Genomic DNA, 15,132 nt, shown 5'->3' with positions numbered 1-15,132 from the left:
AATTACGAATCGATAAATATCTACTTTAGAAATCATCAATTCGATAAATTTCGTTACTTGTAAATCTATCAGTAATTAGAAGTCTATTTGGTCACATAAAGAGTGATTTGTTTATGGTCTAAATAAACTTCAAAACAACCCTATAAGAAAACTGAATGCTATTCCTCATTTGGTTCAGTACCTGCACCTACCGTTGCTTCTCTAAACCACACTTCTGTATAATCACCATTTGCATATTGTTTTTCGATATCACCATCATAGGTATCAGCACCTGTACTCCAAACAATATTGTCTTCTGGAGATTTACCATTAGTTTGATTATATGCACCTTGTTTGAAATATTGAATTTCGCCAGCATATGCATTTTCGCGTTCCAAACCATCACGACCTATTGAGGCATATAGTGTTTTAATTTGTTCAGGTAAGGTTTTAGTAAATTCAGACGCCAATAGGTTTTTGGTGAACTTTACGGTTTCATGACCTTCACTTGTAAAAGTTAAGTACATGATGCCTTTATAAACATTAATTTCATAGCTAAACTCTTCACCTAATTCGATACCATTTACTGGTTCTGCGGGAGGAGTTGTTGCGTCTGATCCAACAACTGACATATCATTACCCCAAACAGCTGATGAGAAATCCCATCTTTTTGAATTATCCCCTTCTGTGTTGATTTCATAATTCCAGAAAACAGATCCTTTTGTATGTCCGGGAAATTTCTTGTAGAAAATTTTTATTGGTTCATTCTCATGTCCCTCATCACTATGTATCTGTCCTACCACAACAGCATAAGAAGCGGCAACTCTTGCATCGCCAGAAGTAGATACGTGTTGTACTTTTAAAGTTCCGGTTAATTTGCCCCCAGTCTCAGGTATCCAATGTTCTTTTTGACCTAATTCTGTTCTTGTGTTGCTAGATGTACGAGATGTTATGCCGCTATTTGGTGTTTTGTAAACTACCCAATCAGTTTTTCCGTCATTAGCAACATAAAAGAAATCATCTTTGGCGTAATTTTTAAGGTTATCCTCGTAGGTGCCATCACCTAATAGAATTTTCCATTCATCCATAAACGGGATAACATCGCTAGGGTATGTAGTGGCAATTACACTATCGATAATGGATGTTTCAGTAGTGTCCGAAGCTTTCTTTGAGTTGTCTTTACAGGCAAATAAAGCTACTACTGCTATGATGGTAATTATTGATTTTTTCATTGGTAACATATTTTTTGTGTGGTATTAGTACATAAGTTTAAGAGGTAGGTTTTCTTGTACAACCAGCTTCCCGGAATTTTTTATTTCATTGTTAAAAGCCTTGTTGTTCTTTGCACCCCATAGACGTGCAACAAGTTTTACAGGGTTGTCAATGAATTTATTGTTAGCAAGGTTTACATTGATAATACCATAAGTATTAAGAAGTAGTCCTTCTTTAGATTTAGATCCACAATGTGTGAATGTACTGTTAGTTACTATTAAATTACCACCAACTGTAGATTCATCATAGCCACCTCTATAGTAGTCCAGAACATTACTCGCAACCCCATCAAATAAACAGTTGTCAATTGTAATGTTCTCGGCATTGTATTCCCCCCTATCATCTGTTTCTTCAGACAGTTCTAAACCATTTGCGCAATCTTTAATTTGAGTAGATTTGAAAGTAATATGCTCAGAGAACGAAAGCTTGTATGCTTTTAAAACATAATCGAAATTCGATATTTCACAATCGACAACGGTTAAATTGTACAGGCTCGACATATTATTCTTTAAACTAGCAAAAGCATACTGTTCTTTAGCTCCAATAAGTTGAACATTTTTAAGAGTAAGTTGCCCTTTAGGATTCATTTCAAAAGCCGGAGTTTCAGATGCTCCTTTATATTGAATAATGGCTTTTGTATCAGAGGTAGTAGCCATTATGGTAATACCTTTATTAATTATTAAAGGGGTATCTAAATCGTAACGCTCGGCAGATAGTACAATAGTATCTCCACTATTTGCAGTTGTAAGGGCGCTGGTAAGCTCGGCAACGGTACTTGCTGAATGTGTTTTGTTTTCGGTGCTCGTAGAATTTGTTTTAGAATACCAGTCAGGACCATATTGCGATACATCCATCATATCTTTTTTATTCACTGGCTTACCTATTACAGCACCAACCAAATTTTTGTCAGCTCTAGAGTTACCAAACAAATCGGCAGTAATCTGGTCAAATTCAAATCCGTAATAAAGTTTAAAGGCATCCAATGAATTATCGGGCATTAAAATATCTCCGTCGGCTACAGTAGTGCGAAAATCTTTTTGGGTAAGTCCGTCAACCGCCTTAAACATCACTCCTTGATTATTAATGACATTACTTTTAAATCTAATGCCATCTATAGAGTCATGGGTAACAATAGGCTGCTTATCTCCTTTGTCATTATAGATAAGATTATTTGCCACAATTGTTCGTATAGGTGTTGCGGATCTAATCTCTGACTTAGGTAAAATATCTTTTTGATCGGTATTCGATCCTACTCCAAATTGCCAAGGCGACACACAATTTATCCAAGAATTATTGGAAACAACAACATCGGTAACTTGTAAATATCTGTTCAATGGTGATTTTGGAATACCGTTCATTACGGCAAGCGGACTCCTAAATGTTTTTCCGTTTAAATTGTAGAAGTAATTATTAGTTACCCAGTGTCCTGTTCCTATTAATCGAATACCACCTATTTGATCAGAATTTTCATCTCCTATAAATACATTGCCATCAATAATGCAGTAGTTACCATGCCTTGTAACTAGAGAACCTTCGCTTTTATAAAACACATTATTTCTAAATTCATTGAAATTGGTTTTACTAGAAATAATCTCTACTTCACCATTACAGTGGTCAAAAAAGTTATTTTCAACTAAAGTATAACTAGGGGCCATAGAGGTAAAGCTATTACCAAGTTGAATGGTCTCAGCACTAGGTCCGCCTTTAGGTGGTCGAGGTCCGAAATAGTTATTGGTAATTTTATGGTAATTCTTAATACTATTATTACCTGCCAAATCAATTCTAACCGTTGGTCCTCTATTCGACTTTCCTGAAATATAGCAATGGTCTAGTTCATTGTGTCGACCTTTAAATAAAACCCATAAATCTGTTTGATTACGTTGTGCTTTGTTGAAATCTATAATTGCAGAATTGGTAATCTTACTATGGTTTGCGACCGAGTCTTCACTAATACCGAAATCGATAACAGCTGAAGATGGAGATGATCCGTTAGTAAAGTGCAACCCATCAACAATTAAATAATCGCCAGCAAGTTTCAAATCAGAAGTGCCGGTAATTCTAACTTTACCAGGCGTTTCTGCACGTAAAGTAATAGGGTTTTTCTCTTTTCCGTAGGCTACAAATTTGATATTCACATCTTTCCAATCTCCATTGGCCATAACAATATCGTCGCCAGGTTTTGCTTCAGATATTGCTGTATTTAACTCTGTAATATCGTTTACGGTGATAGCGTTACTGATTGATTCTTCACTACAAGAAAGTAATAAGAAAACGGAAGCTAATAGTATAAAATACTTTTTCATTAGATAGTATATTAATCTGGTTTGAAACTCAATGTAGATCTGTGATTTATTGTGTAATCACTACAAACTGGTTAACCAGTTTGGTTGACCAAAAATACATATATTTGTAAGAATGACAACTAATTAACACAAAACCTATTAATAAAATATAAAAGAGAGATCAAAAATGAGAGAAGATAAAAAGGGTGTTACTAGAAGAAATTTTGCAAAAAAATCAGCTATGGCATTGGCGGGCATACCTTTAGTACAGTTAGATAGTGATTTTCTGAAACCATTTTTAACTACAGATGATAGTATTGAAGTACACCTATTCTCTAAACATTTACAATTTCTTGATTATAATGAGATGTCTGCCGCAACAGCAGAAATGGGTTTTAATGGGTTAGATTTAACAGTACGCCCAAAAGGGCATGTATTACCAGACAGGGTAGATGAAGATTTACCGGTGGCAGTAGAAGCCATGAAAAAATATGGATTGAAGTCCAAGATGATGACCACCAATGTTTGGGATATTACAGATGCCGGTCAGCAAAAAGTTTTAAAGACAGCTAGCACGTTAGGGTTCCAATATTACCGAACGGGTTGGTTAAGCTATCCCGAAGAAAAATCAATAGAAGAAAGTCTGGCATTATATGCAACGCAGGCTAAACATTTAGAAATTTTAAATTAAGGAATTAGGATTAATCGGATGCTATCAAAATCATGCAGGTAATCACGTAGGTGCACCAATTTGGGATTTGCCTACAATTTTTTCAAAAACGGATACTGAATTTTTAGGATGTCAGTACGATATAAGACATGCAGTAGTAGAGGGTGGCAAAAGTTGGGAATTAGATTTGCGAAGCATTCAGCCGTATATTAAATCTATAGTTATTAAAGATTTTAAATGGGGAAAGAAAGATGGAGTATGGGAGCCTATCAATACACCTTTAGGGGAAGGTATGATAGATTTTAACCGATACTTTTCCTTACTTAAAAAGTACAAAATCAACGTGCCCATATCATTACATTTAGAATATGATCTCGGCGGGGCAGAGCACGGTGCATCAAAAATTACAATAGATAAAAAAGAAGTGTTCGCTAAGATGAAAAAGGATTTAACCTTTATCAAAGAAGCATGGAAAAAAGAGGAATAATATAAATTTTCAGATCAAATAGAATGACCAAAATAGCTAAAGCAACAAAAGATAAATTAAGAAAGGTTAGTACGGCAACCGTTGCAACCTGCTTATTTAAAAAAGGATTGAAAAATCAGTTTATACAGCACGTAAAACCATTAAAGCTAGGTAGACCTACTATGGTGGGTGAGGCGTACACTTTACGTTACATACCTGCTCGAGAAGATCTGAATCCTATAACGGTTTTTAGAGACCCTAAGCATTTACAAAGAGTAGCCGTTGAAGAATGTCCAGAAGGTGCTGTTATGGTAATCGATAGTAGACAAAATGCTAGAGCTGCGTCTGCCGGTTCAATTTTAGTTACACGATTAATGGTTAGGAAAGCAGAAGGTATTATTACCGATGGCGGCTTTAGAGACTCCGCCGAAATTGCCGATTTAGATTTTTCGTCATATCATAATAGACCTACAGCACCTACCAATTTGACTTTGCACCAAGCTATTGCTATAAATGATCCTATTGGTTGTGGTGATGTAGCAGTTTTTCCTGGTGATATTATACTCGGTGATGATGACGGAGTAATGGTAATACCTGCAAATCTTGCCGATGAGGTTGCAGATGAATGTATTCAGATGACATTGTATGAAGATTTTGTTTTGGAAATGGTGCAAGGAGGAGAACCTGTCATAGGGCTGTACCCAATGGTAAGTGATGAGGCTAAAGTTAAATTCGAAAAATGGAAGTTAGATAACATGTAGTTGAGTCATTTTGGCAGATAAAAAAATAAGGTGATTAGCGCTATAACAGCACTAGTCACCTTATTTATGTAAAGTATTGTACTCACCACCTCTTGCAGGGTAGTTATTTTTGTTGACGTAATCTATTGCGTTCAAAATATCATCCCAATGGGGTCTTGCAAATGGCATTGTTTGAATAGCACTTGCATATAATGTATTATCAGGGCGAATTAAAAATAATCCAGGTTCTGAAAATTCATCTGGCTCTTTGTCCGATGTTTTTTTAGAAACATATAATCCCCATTCTCTAGCAGTCTCAATTGGTAAATTATAACCAACAGGTAGTTCAGGTATATTCCATTCTTTGCCAGCTTTTTTTACCCGTTCTTCACTATCACTACTAATAGCGATTAAGTGAACACCTATGTCGCTAAAATTTTTCAATCTTGTCGCAAGATATTCTAAGTAGTTTTTACAAACAGGGCAGTGCAGTCCTCTTTAAAAAACGACCATAGTAAAAGATGTACTAGCTTGGTCATATAAGCTCCATTGTGTATCGTTGATAAAAGGTATTTTTAAATCAGGTACTTCTGATTTGGGTTTTATCATGGTAATGTTATTTTATAATTAGTAAGTTATAAAGGTAAATGAGGTTCTTGTTAAAGCTTTGTTGCATACCTTTTAGTATTTATGCAATACATGAATTTGAATTGGATATTTATTTGCTATAAGCTAACCATTGCTCGTATTTGGCATACTGTGCGCTAGACAAAATACCTTCCATTTGTCGTGTACGTTCACTTTCTATACTGCCTAATATTTTACCAATAGCCATATTAGCCTGTTTTGTTTTAAATCGTTCCATAGAAGATTTGAAAATGCTGATTTGATTTTCGCTCATCTCTAATGCAGTGAACATATCAGAATACTCGGCACCTAAGCTATTTGAGCTATTTTTAGTCGCTACATTGTTCATGGCGCCAGTAGATTCGTTCACTTGTTCAGTGCTACTTTTTTGATTCATAGCTGTTTCAGAAGCAGTATTTTCTGTTGACTTCGTGCTCGTTTCATTTTGCGCGGTATTCATTCGTGCTGTTACTGCTTCCGCCTTGTTTGAAGTCGTTTTTTTAGTGCTTGAGCATGAGGTCAAGATGGCGATTAATGCTAAATTAACTATGATTTTTATCTTTTAAAATTCTCATCGAAAATTATGGCTTAAAATATATTTCTATAGTCGCCATCACAATTAAAATTGACTCTTAGGGTGTAATAGTTTTTTTATAAATGTTAAGGATGAAAATTTACATCGACTTATTTTTGTAAGAAAAATACCATGTTTAAATAGGTCTAATTCATTGAAAGTTGGTACCTTAATAACTGTTTTAAGCAGTTTTATAAACCTTACTAAATGTACAATATTCTGTATAAGTCAATTGCCAATAGCCTAACACCTGCTCAGGTTGATGAAATTCTAATGGAATCAAGAGATTTTAATGGCAAACATGATGTTACAGGATGTCTTATCTATCATGATGGTTTTTTTGTGCAATATTTAGAAGGCGATGCCGAGATAGTCTTGGCATTATTCGAGAAAATCAGGGCAGATACTCGTCATTATGAAGTAATTCTTCTATCTCAAGGTAATATATATTCAAGGGAGTTCGATACTTGGAGTATGGCGTACCTCTCAGATGAACTTCCAAACGAAGCTTTTCAATACATTAAGTTAATGGTTACTTCTGAATTTGAAATTCCCGATATGTCGGTTATTCCTAATCCAACTTCTAAAAGATTTTGGCTGGCGGCAAAGAATTTATTGAATAAAATAGGGCATGATAATTTTAATTAAAAGCGGTTATTGAATCATATTATTAGAGAAAATGTTTCGTACACTTATTAAGTAATACAAAAGGTAAAAAACTGAATTTTAAGTGTTTGATAATAGAACATGTTTTGTGCTTTTGAGTCATTTTTCGTTTTTATTGGTAGAATTTTATTTGATATTTCTATATAGTTTTGAAAGACACACTGATTTATATAGAAATAATGGAAGAATTGAATGTATATATTGCGGATGATGATTTTGACGACCGTGATTTTTTTATGGATGCTTTGCAGAGTGTAGATATAAATACAGAAGTGTCTCAATTTGATAATGGTGTTGATTGAATGGATAGGTTATTCTCTGATGTTACCTTGCCACATGTAATATTTCTAGATTTATATATGCCTATTATGGATGGTTTTGAGTGTCTTATTGATATCAGAAATTTCAAAAAATTTAAGGATATATACATCATTGCCTATTCTTCAATTTATAGAGATAGAGAAGTGAATCAGCTTAAAGAAGATGGGGCTAATCAATTCTTAAAAAAATCATCTTCCTTGAAAGAATTAAGAGAGCTGTTGTCGAAGTCTTTGAGAAAGGTGCCGTTCAAGAATGATGAAGTAGTACATAAAGATGAATTCGTTGTTCTATTGTAAATGAAGTGAACTTTGCTACAATTTTTATAATCGATTGATGGTGTTATGTAATGCTAAAAAATGATTCCTTTTTTTATCATTCCTAAATTAATATTTAGAACTATTTTTCTGTATTTTTAAATAACAAATACATCCATCAAAATAGAAATTATGAATAATATTTTACGAACACTTTTAGTAGTTATTGTAATGATTGCTAGTGGCACACAAGCATATGGACAAAAAAAATTAGACGAACAAGCTGTTGCCGATTTACAGAAAACACCTAAATATGGTTTTATACTTACTACAGAAAGACATTTTAAGGGTGTGCTAAGTATGTATGACCTTCTTATTGAGAACGGCGTTAAAATAGAGGATTATGAAATTGTGGTAAAAGGTAAAGTGGTGACCCAATTGGTAAAAGGTTCAGAGCTTGAAGAGTTCTTTAAAAAATATAAGGGAAAGGTAAAGGTAAGTGTATGCAGTGTTGCTATGGAGAAACTAGGTGTAGCAGAAGAAACACTTTTTGATGGTCTTGATGTTACGCCGACCGCATCGGTACGTGTACTGCAACTACAAGCAAACGGTTATAATACGTTAACCTATTAAGAGAATACATAAAAATTAAAATTACCCTATATCTTTTTGATAGGAATTTTTTTGAACACTCTGGGTAATTGGCATCATTTTTATGTTAGCTAAATAACTAGAATTAAAAAGCTTCTAAAACTCAGTTTTAGAAGCTTTTTATATACTATTACCTATGACAAACTATTTCTATATTTGTCCAAATAAAAATGTCCGACGGTTGTGAATTTTAGTTTCATAAATAGCTATGACTGCTTAGACTAATAATAATGCCTAAATCTTTAATTTTCAATTCATAAAATGAAAGTCTGTATTGCCGAAAAACCATCTGTAGCTCGAGAAATCGCTTCCGTTCTTGGGGCAAATACCAAACATGATGGTTATTACGAAGGCAATGGCTATGCAGTAACCTACACTTTCGGACACCTTTGCACGCTCAAAGAGCCAAATGATTATAAGCCACATTGGAAAAGTTGGGATTTAAATAATCTACCAATGTTACCCGAACATTTTGAAACCAAAGTGACAAAAGATTCTGGTATTCAAAAACAGTTTAAAATTATAAAGCAATTATTCGATAAGGCAGATGTTGTTATAAACTGTGGTGATGCCGGGCAAGAGGGAGAATTGATACAACGTTGGGTATTAAATCAAGCGAACTATAAAGGCAAAGTTGAAAGACTATGGATTTCTTCACTTACCACAGAAGCTATAAAAGAAGGATTCAATAATTTAAAATCATCTACAGATTACGATAATTTGTATTATGCAGGTTTTTCTCGTGCAATTGGCGATTGGCTTTTGGGTATGAATGCCACCCGTTTATACACTTTAAAACATGGTGGCTACAAACAAGTATTGTCTGTTGGGCGTGTACAAACACCAACCTTGGCCATGTTGGTAGACCGGTTTAAGGAGATAGAAAATTTTAAGCCACAACCCTATTGGGAGCTTCAAACATTATATCGCGAGGCGTTGTTCAGTTATGAAGAAGGTCGTTTTTTGAAAGTAGAAGATGGCGAAAAACTTGCCAATATTGTAAAAGAACATGATTTTGAAATTGTTTCCACGACAAAAAAAGCTGGTAATGAATATGCACCAAAGCTTTTCGATCTTACAGGTTTGCAAGTGTATTGTAACACCAAATTCGGATTCAGTGCAGACGAAACGTTAAAAATCGTTCAGAAATTATATGAGCAAAAAGTAGTAACCTACCCTAGAGTAGATACCACATTTTTGCCTAATGATGTGTACCCTAAAGTTCCTGGTATACTCAAAAATCTTACCAAGTATGATACGCTAACGAAGCCTCTAGATGGTAAAAAAATAAAGAAAACCAAAAAGGTTTTTGACGATAGTAAGGTTACAGATCACCACGCTATTATTCCTACCGGTCAACAAATGAACTTGCAGTACAACCAGCAGCAGGTTTATGATATAATTGTCCGTCGGTTTATTGCGGTGTTTTATCCAGATTGTAAAGTTTCGAATACTACAGTGATAGGTAAAGCTGAAACAGTAAAGTTTAAAACCACAGGGAAAGAGATTTTAGAAAAGGGTTGGCGTGTTGTTTTTGAAACACCTGATTCATCATCAAAAGAAACGGGAATATTGCCAACTTTTAAGAAAGGCGAAAAGGGACCACACGAACCTTCATTTCTAGAAAAGCAAACAAAGCCACCAAAGCAGTATACAGAAGCTTCACTCTTGCGTGCAATGGAAACAGCAGGTAAAAAGGTCGATGACGATGAACTTCGTGAGCTAATGAAAGAAAACGGAATTGGTAGACCTTCTACACGTGCCAATATCATTGAAACATTGTTTCGCAGAAAATATATAAAGCGAAATAAAAAGCAAGTGATTCCCACCGTTACAGGTATTCAGTTAATAGATACCATTCAAAATGAAAGGCTGAAGTCTGCCGAACTTACTGGTAAATGGGAAAAGCAATTAAAAGATATAGAGAAAGGTGCTTTTAGTGCAGGTAGTTTTATCAAGCAGATGAAACAAATGGTGGATCAATTGGTTTACGACGTTCGAAGTGAAACTAGAAAGGCTAATATTTCGGCTATAAATAATAAACCGGCAGCAGCGACTTCTAAGAAAATAGCAATTAAAAAGGCTACAGGAATAACATCAGAGGTTTGTCCTAAATGTAAGAAAGGAACAATACGAAAAGGGAAATCAGCCTATGGCTGTTCTGAGTTTAATAAGACTTGCGATTTTGTAATTCCTTTTAAGTTTGAAGGAAAAACTATTTCAGAAAAACAATACATTAGGCTGTTTCAAAAAGGTTCGACAGTAAATTTAAAAGGCTTTAAAGTCAACAATGCTTCCGTTGAAGGTTTGGTTAGATTTGATGAAAGCTTTAAGCTGAAGTTAGAACCTAAGAAGTCTAAAGTTCAAGCAAAGAATACTACTGAAGAAAATAAGTGTCCTAAATGTAATAAAGGTATTATAGTTAAAGGAAAAACTGCGTATGGCTGTAGTGAATACAAAGCAGGATGCGACTTTCGTTTTAGTTTCGATGCTATTCGTGAAAAAGCAAAAGGACAGCCATTGAGTAAAGAGTTGGTTTTTAAAATATTTAGAGAAAACTAAAAGCCTTTATCAGTCTACAAAAGGGTAATTATACACGGTTCAATTTCTAACATTTAAATAAATAATAACTTGTTATTTTTTAAGATGTAGCAATAAATTATCTTGAAATTATAAATGTGATAAAAATAAAGTGAAAATATTGTTATATATTTAGTTTCAGAATATTTGAATTTAATCGAATTGTAATTTTTCACAATATTAAATTTTAGCAATAGGCATTATGAAACTAACCTATAAACAAACCGACAGAAAGCCTGAAAATTCATTTTTAGCACGACAAGACACGATACCTTGTATTGAGCAAGATTGGCATTTTCATCCAGAGATAGAGCTTATCTATTTTTTGAAAAGTACTGGTACACGTTATGTGGGTAATTCGATTGGTAATTTTGAGGAGGGTGAGCTTTATATGATAGGTAGTAATGTACCGCATTTGTTCAGAAACCATCGTGAGTATTATGATGGTTTAGACGAAAATAACTCAGCAGATTTAATTGTAGTAAAATTTGAACGTGATTTTTTAGGAGAGGCTTTTAAAGAATTACCCGAAGCAAAAAGATTACAAACACTTTTTGATAATGCAAATAGGGGTCTTAAGTTTTCTAAGGCTGCAACGTATTTAGTACATACTCATATGATGGGTCTTGTTAGGGGGCAGGGGCTTTCACGAATCGTTGGGCTATTGAAAATATTAGATATTTTGTCGGTAAGCGAGAATTTTAATTTTCTATGTTCCAATGGTTTTGATAATTCATACAAGAAAAGTGAGAAAGAGCGAATGGCTAGAATAATCTCATATCTCAATGAGAATTTTGAAAATAAGATAGAATTAGAGACCGTGGCATCTATTGCTCATATGGCGCCAAATGCCTTTTGTAGGTACTTTAAAAAAAGAACTCAAAAGTCATTTGTGCAGTTTTTAAATGAAATTAGAATTGGGCACGCTTGCAAATTATTAATAGAAGGTAAACTACAGATTACTACAATTTGCTATCAATCTGGTTTCAATACTGTCACAAATTTCAATCGCCAATTTAAGGCGCTAATGAATATGACTCCAACTGAATATATGGAACCTTATATTTCGGATCAAAAGTTAGAGTTAGAAGATGTTTAGGCAATTGATTCACTACCGATTTAGGTACTTTTATAAGGTTTTATATATGTTAATATAGTGTTTCTACAGGGTAATCGTGTAGCTATAGTTAACCGCTATTTCTGTTAAGTTTGTAAGAGGAATGTTATCAATAAACAATTAATTGAAATTAACTTTCCGTAGAATCAAAAGAATATGACCTCGCTTTTTATTTTAATTTTTTGCATTGTTTTATTAATAGTTGGTGTCACGATATTTAAGGTGCACCCTATTCCTGCGCTTTTAATTGCTGGATTAGTTTTAGGGTTGGCAACCGGTAATTCAGTCGAAATAGTAACCGAAAGTCTTTTAAGTGGTTTTGGTAATACGTTAAAATGGATAGGCTTGGTCATTCTATTTGGGACGTTGCTAGGTGAAATTTTGGCAGAGACCGGTGGGGCAGATGTAATTGCCGAAAGTATCATAAAACTTTTTGGAATCAATCGTTTGCCATTGGGCATGGCGGTAATCGGTTTTCTGGTAGGTATACCTGTTTTTATGGATGTTGCCTATTTAACGTTGTTGCCAACTATGGTAGCGTTATCAAAGAGATCTGGTCAGTCTATTTTGGTATTAGGGTTGTCGCTTGCAATGAGTTTAACGGTGGCACATGCACTTATTCCTCCAACCCCAGGTCCTTTAGCCGTAGCTGCACTTTTAGAAATCAATATTGGTGATATGATACCATTTAATGTTATGGTGGCATTGGTTGCGGTAGTTGGTGGTTTAATATGGATAAAGCTCAATGCAAAGAGATTGAATATGCCAAGTTCAAATTCATTTGAACAAGATGCTGATATTAGAGATAAGAAAGAATTAGTTGGTTATAAACGAATATTACCCTTTGCCTCATTACTTGTTCCTTTAATTTTAATGTCTGTAGGAAGTATATTTTCGGCTAACAATCCGTTTATAGATTTTATTAAGAATCCGGTTTGGGCATTGATGATTGGTGTTTGCTTTGCGCTTCCTTTAATAGGTAAAGTGAATTTTTCATCACGCCTAAATTCGTATTTTCAGTCTGCAGGAGCCAAATGTGCCATAGTGATACTTATCACTGGTACAGGTGGTGCCTTTGGTCAAGTAATTAAGGATACCGAGATTGTCAATTCCCTATTTTCAGAAGTAGATATGGGCAGCCTTTCTGTGTTAGGTGTTATTATTCCTTTTTTACTTAGCTTTTTGTTCACCACAGTTACTGGTTCTATAACCGTCTCATTGATAACTACAGCTTCTATTGCAGCCCCTTTGGTAACTGGTGGCGTCTTGAACCCTGAATTAACGGCTGCTGCCATTGGTGCTGGGTCTTTAGGTATAATTCATGTAAACAGTAGTTTTTTCTGGCTATTTAAAGAGGTGCATGATATTTCGGTGACCAGGCTACTAAGGTCATTTAGTGTGCTATCTGGTGTAGTAGCAATTAGTGGTGGTATGCTGGTTCTAATATTATTTTGGTTTTTCAACTAAGAATAATATAAGTAAATGCTTCATTGTCTTTGAATTACATTTAAAAATCTTCAAAATTTATTAAAATTATCTGTTTGGCTATAAGAATTTTGTCAAATTGATAATATTGTGCAGTCCTAGGTTAATAATTGCATAGTGGATCTTCTTGATAACCACGTACTTTGAATTGTTAGTTGAATTAAGACAATTATAGTTGTTGAGTTAGTTGTTGCATATAAGCACGGTAGTAATTTACATGTATTGCCGTGTTTTATATTATAATATGACAATTTGATAGGGTCAATTATTTATTCTTAAAAATGATATTAAATCCAGCTATATCTTTCTAATAAATGAAATTAAAACGAGGGTAAAATTGTGTTTGTGCATGATGAATTCAAATAGTGCATGTATATCGAATAGCTCTTTTTTTTGTATAAAATTAAATTATGAATATTGAATTCCTTCCTTTAATATTAGTGCTTTTAGCAAGTTTCTTTCAGGGAACATTTGGTTTGGGTATGAAATATATGGCTCCTTTAAAATGGGAAGCATGGTGGTTGCTCCATGCCTTTGTTGCAATGATTTTAGTTCCTTTCGTTTGGGCGATTTTGGTCATTCCTGATCTGTTTCAGGTAATTGCTTCAATAGATAGTAATGCATTAGTGCTACCCGCTTTATATGGTGCTTTATGGGGTGTTGGAGGCATCCTTTTTGGGGTTAGTGTAGAAAAGACAGGTATTTCTATTACTTATGGGGTAGTAATGGGTTTAGCGGCTTCGGTCGGGTCAATAATTCCTTTGTTTCAAATTGAAGGGGCTTTTGCGCAACCGTCCTTCCCGATAATAATGATTGGTGTAGTGCTTTTAATAGTAGGGGTTGCAATTACAGCTGTAGCAGGTGTACGTAGAGATAAGTTGAAAATTGATGAGTCATCTACCAATACTGCGATTAAAACCGGTGTATTGATAGCTATAATATCTGGTGTTCTTTCTGCTTTTTTAAATGTGGGGTTCTCAAATGCGACATCAATTGCACAAGTGGCTGTTGATGATTTTGGTGTCGGTACTCAAAATGCAAGTTTAGCATCGTGGGTAGTAGTGCTTATTGGTGCATTTCTTGTTAATGGCGGCTATGCTGTGTTTAGATTGATAAAAAATAATTCTTGGAGTTCTTACAAAGTAGCCAATAGTGGAAAGGCTTATATGTGGGCAATTGTTTCTGGTATATTCTGGTTTTCGGCACTTGGCGTTTATGGACAAGGTGCTGCGTTAATGGGTGAAATGGGACCGGTAATTGGATGGCCAATACTACTTGGTTTAGCATTGATCATTAGTAATATATGGGCATATAGAGCAGGTGAATGGAAAAATGCAAAAGCGCCATTCAAGTTACTAATGATGGGTCTTGCTGTGCTTATTATAGCAATATGCATATTAGGGTATGCAAATTATTAATGAGTTGCCGTAAGGGTATGAATTAAATTG

The 15,132-nt window shown here is 34.5% G+C and carries 15 protein-coding genes; 11 read left to right on the top strand and 4 right to left on the bottom strand.

The features are described from left to right. Positions 1-158 precede the first annotated feature (158 nt). On the bottom strand, positions 159-1,211 hold the full coding sequence (locus Q4500_RS16620; protein WP_303600715.1) for a polysaccharide lyase family 7 protein: 1,053 nt from the start codon (positions 1,209-1,211) through the stop codon (positions 159-161). Between the two features lie 24 nt (positions 1,212-1,235). Beyond that, the gene (locus Q4500_RS16615) at positions 1,236-3,554 is read right to left on the bottom strand and encodes a chondroitinase-B domain-containing protein (protein ID WP_303600714.1); all 2,319 of its coding nucleotides are present in this window, start codon (positions 3,552-3,554) and stop codon (positions 1,236-1,238) included. Positions 3,555-3,720: 166 nt separating this feature from the next. Between Q4500_RS16615 and Q4500_RS16610 the strand changes: the two genes are divergently transcribed. From Q4500_RS16610 to Q4500_RS16600, 3 genes are read left to right on the top strand one after another with little or no spacing between them, the layout of a single operon-like run. Then, the gene (locus Q4500_RS16610) at positions 3,721-4,224 is read left to right on the top strand and encodes a hypothetical protein (RefSeq protein WP_303600713.1); all 504 of its coding nucleotides are present in this window, start codon (positions 3,721-3,723) and stop codon (positions 4,222-4,224) included. Beyond that, positions 4,220-4,690, top strand: a complete 471-nt coding sequence (locus Q4500_RS16605; protein WP_368389777.1) for a sugar phosphate isomerase/epimerase family protein — start codon at positions 4,220-4,222, stop codon at positions 4,688-4,690. Before Q4500_RS16610 ends, Q4500_RS16605 begins: the two co-directional genes overlap by 5 nt. A gap of 23 nt (positions 4,691-4,713) precedes the next feature. Next, entirely contained in the window at positions 4,714-5,430 is a 717-nt protein-coding gene (locus Q4500_RS16600) for a ribonuclease activity regulator RraA (RefSeq protein WP_303600712.1), read from the top strand. A 60-nt stretch (positions 5,431-5,490) separates the two neighbouring features. Here the strand turns inward: Q4500_RS16600 and Q4500_RS16595 are convergent, their stop codons facing one another. Together Q4500_RS16595 and Q4500_RS16590 are read right to left on the bottom strand one after the other, a co-directional pair. Then, entirely contained in the window at positions 5,491-5,901 is a 411-nt protein-coding gene (locus tag Q4500_RS16595) for a redoxin domain-containing protein (RefSeq protein ID WP_368389776.1), read from the bottom strand. A gap of 226 nt (positions 5,902-6,127) precedes the next feature. After that, positions 6,128-6,496 (bottom strand): hypothetical protein, encoded by a 369-nt coding sequence (locus tag Q4500_RS16590; protein ID WP_303600711.1) that lies wholly within the window; start codon positions 6,494-6,496, stop codon positions 6,128-6,130. 321 nt (positions 6,497-6,817) lie between these two features. On the opposite strand from Q4500_RS16590, the gene Q4500_RS16585 reads away from it, so the two are divergent. The 8 genes from Q4500_RS16585 (at position 6,818) to Q4500_RS16550 (ending at position 15,102) form a co-directional block, all read left to right on the top strand. Next, positions 6,818-7,258: a BLUF domain-containing protein gene (locus tag Q4500_RS16585; RefSeq protein WP_303600710.1), complete on the top strand. Its 441-nt coding sequence runs from the start codon at positions 6,818-6,820 to the stop codon at positions 7,256-7,258. 167 nt (positions 7,259-7,425) lie between these two features. Continuing rightward, complete coding sequence (locus tag Q4500_RS16580) at positions 7,426-7,578, top strand: hypothetical protein (protein WP_303600709.1); 153 nt, start codon at positions 7,426-7,428, stop codon at positions 7,576-7,578. Further along, entirely contained in the window at positions 7,579-7,893 is a 315-nt protein-coding gene (locus Q4500_RS16575) for a response regulator (protein WP_303600708.1), read from the top strand. Between the two features lie 150 nt (positions 7,894-8,043). Continuing rightward, positions 8,044-8,484, top strand: coding sequence for a DsrE family protein (locus Q4500_RS16570; RefSeq protein WP_299800734.1), 441 nt, complete (start codon positions 8,044-8,046; stop codon positions 8,482-8,484). 279 nt (positions 8,485-8,763) lie between these two features. Next, on the top strand, positions 8,764-11,064 hold the full coding sequence (locus Q4500_RS16565; protein WP_303600707.1) for a type IA DNA topoisomerase: 2,301 nt from the start codon (positions 8,764-8,766) through the stop codon (positions 11,062-11,064). Between the two features lie 220 nt (positions 11,065-11,284). Beyond that, a complete protein-coding gene (locus Q4500_RS16560; protein WP_303600706.1) occupies positions 11,285-12,181 on the top strand; it encodes an AraC family transcriptional regulator in 897 nt (298 codons plus the stop codon). A gap of 174 nt (positions 12,182-12,355) precedes the next feature. Further along, entirely contained in the window at positions 12,356-13,666 is a 1,311-nt protein-coding gene (locus Q4500_RS16555; protein ID WP_303600705.1) for a GntP family permease, read from the top strand. Positions 13,667-14,094: 428 nt separating this feature from the next. Further along, a complete protein-coding gene (locus Q4500_RS16550) occupies positions 14,095-15,102 on the top strand; it encodes an L-rhamnose/proton symporter RhaT (RefSeq protein WP_303600704.1) in 1,008 nt (335 codons plus the stop codon). The last annotated feature ends 30 nt before the right edge of the window (positions 15,103-15,132 follow it).

It is taken from the genome of Maribacter sp. 1_MG-2023, from assembly GCF_030547005.1.
Taxonomy (GTDB): domain Bacteria; phylum Bacteroidota; class Bacteroidia; order Flavobacteriales; family Flavobacteriaceae; genus Maribacter.
Note: the sequence above shows the minus strand (reverse complement) of the source record. Positions and strands in the feature narration are given on the sequence as shown.

Bases quoted from the DNA above. Each gene is read 5' to 3' on its own strand.
- Q4500_RS16620 (WP_303600715.1), bottom strand. From the start codon at position 1,211: ATGAAAAAATCAATAATTACCATCATAGCAGTAGTAGCTTTATTTGCC.
- Q4500_RS16615 (WP_303600714.1), bottom strand. From the start codon at position 3,554: ATGAAAAAGTATTTTATACTATTAGCTTCCGTTTTCTTATTACTTTCT.
- Q4500_RS16610 (WP_303600713.1), top strand. From the start codon at position 3,721: ATGAGAGAAGATAAAAAGGGTGTTACTAGAAGAAATTTTGCAAAAAAA.
- Q4500_RS16600 (WP_303600712.1), top strand. From the start codon at position 4,714: ATGACCAAAATAGCTAAAGCAACAAAAGATAAATTAAGAAAGGTTAGT.
- Q4500_RS16590 (WP_303600711.1), bottom strand. From the start codon at position 6,496: ATGAATACCGCGCAAAATGAAACGAGCACGAAGTCAACAGAAAATACT.
- Q4500_RS16585 (WP_303600710.1), top strand. From the start codon at position 6,818: ATGTACAATATTCTGTATAAGTCAATTGCCAATAGCCTAACACCTGCT.
- Q4500_RS16575 (WP_303600708.1), top strand. From the start codon at position 7,579: ATGGATAGGTTATTCTCTGATGTTACCTTGCCACATGTAATATTTCTA.
- Q4500_RS16570 (WP_299800734.1), top strand. From the start codon at position 8,044: ATGAATAATATTTTACGAACACTTTTAGTAGTTATTGTAATGATTGCT.
- Q4500_RS16565 (WP_303600707.1), top strand. From the start codon at position 8,764: ATGAAAGTCTGTATTGCCGAAAAACCATCTGTAGCTCGAGAAATCGCT.
- Q4500_RS16560 (WP_303600706.1), top strand. From the start codon at position 11,285: ATGAAACTAACCTATAAACAAACCGACAGAAAGCCTGAAAATTCATTT.
- Q4500_RS16555 (WP_303600705.1), top strand. From the start codon at position 12,356: ATGACCTCGCTTTTTATTTTAATTTTTTGCATTGTTTTATTAATAGTT.
- Q4500_RS16550 (WP_303600704.1), top strand. From the start codon at position 14,095: ATGAATATTGAATTCCTTCCTTTAATATTAGTGCTTTTAGCAAGTTTC.